This window comes from Nocardiopsis deserti, from assembly GCF_008638355.1.
GTDB classification, from domain to species: Bacteria; Actinomycetota; Actinomycetes; order Streptosporangiales; family Streptosporangiaceae; genus Nocardiopsis; species Nocardiopsis alborubida.
The window spans coordinates 1-1239 of sequence record NZ_VWVS01000055.1; the positions used below are offsets into that span (position 1 = coordinate 1).

Here is a 1239-nt window from a genome sequence, read left to right on the forward strand (position 1 = left end):
CCTTGGGGTCGTAGGTCTCACCGGTCACCGGGTTGGTGGCCAGGCCGGTGACCGGGTCGTAGTCCACGTCCATGCCCAGGTCCGAGTCGTGGTAGAGCCCGGTCTCGGGGTTGCGCGGCAGCCCCACCTCGGGGTCGATCTCCCAGCCGGTGACCGGGTCGACGGTCGGGACGGGCTCCTCGGAGGGCGCTCCGGACGATTCCGTGGCCGTCTCGGGGGAGGGACCGGTCCCGGTGTCGGCCTCCGGCTCGGGCTCGGACTCCTCCCTCGTCGTCTCCTGCTCGCTCACGATCTCGCTCTCGGCGGGCTGGGAGTGACCGCCGCCCTGCGGGTCGAGCACGCCCCAGCTCACCAGGGCCAGGACGAGGATGCCCAGGCCGACGCGGTAGTAGACGAACGGCATGAAGCTGTGCGTGGAGATGAAGCGCATCAGCCAGGCGATGACCACGAAACCGACGACGCCCGCGATGAGCGTGCCCACGATGGTGGCGCCCCACCCGGCGTACTCGGCGTCACCGATGTCTGTCAGCTTGTAGATGCCGGCGCCGAAGACGGCGGGCAGCGCCAGCAGGAAGGCGTACTCGGCCGCGTCCGCGCGCTTGAAGCCGAGCAGCATTCCGCCCGTGAGGGTGCCGCCCGACCGGGAGACGCCCGGGATCAGGGCGAGCGCCTGGAACAGCCCGAAGGTCAGGCCGCGGGGGACGTTGAGGTCCTCCAGGGAGCGGTGCTTGCGCGCGTAGGTGTCCACCACGCCCAGGATCACGCCGAAGATGATGAGGTTCAGCGCGATCAGGCGCAGGTCGCGGAAGACGCTGTCGATCTGCTCCTCCAGGAGCAGGCCCAGGACCACGATGGGGATGGAGCCGAGGATGACGTACCAGCCCATGCGCGCGTTGACGTCGCTGCGCAGTTCGCGGTTGACCAGCGACCTGGTCCACGTGGACAGGATCGCCCAGATCCGCTGGCGGAAGTAGATCACCACGGCCAGCTCGGTGCCGATCTGGCTGACGGCCGTGAAGGCGGCGCCGGGGTCGGGCCACCCGAAGAGAGCCGACACCACGCGCAGGTGTCCGCTGGAGGAGATCGGGAGGAACTCGGTCAGTCCCTGGACGAGGCCAAGGATGACTGCTTCGAAGAGGGACACGGCAGAGTCTGCTCCAGCTGCTTCGGTCGCCTCCCTCGGCGGGACGCGGCGACGGTGGACAGGGCACGGCGGGGGCGCGCTCGGGGAAAAGGGGG

The 1239-nt window shown here is 69.8% G+C and carries 1 protein-coding gene; it reads right to left on the bottom strand.

The genetic code is table 11. The features are described 5' to 3' along the window. Positions 1 to 1144, bottom strand: a 1144-nt coding sequence (locus tag FYW99_RS31565; protein ID WP_150256268.1) for an undecaprenyl-diphosphate phosphatase, incomplete at its 3' end; no start/stop codon positions are given. Positions 1145 to 1239: the final 95 nt, after the last annotated feature.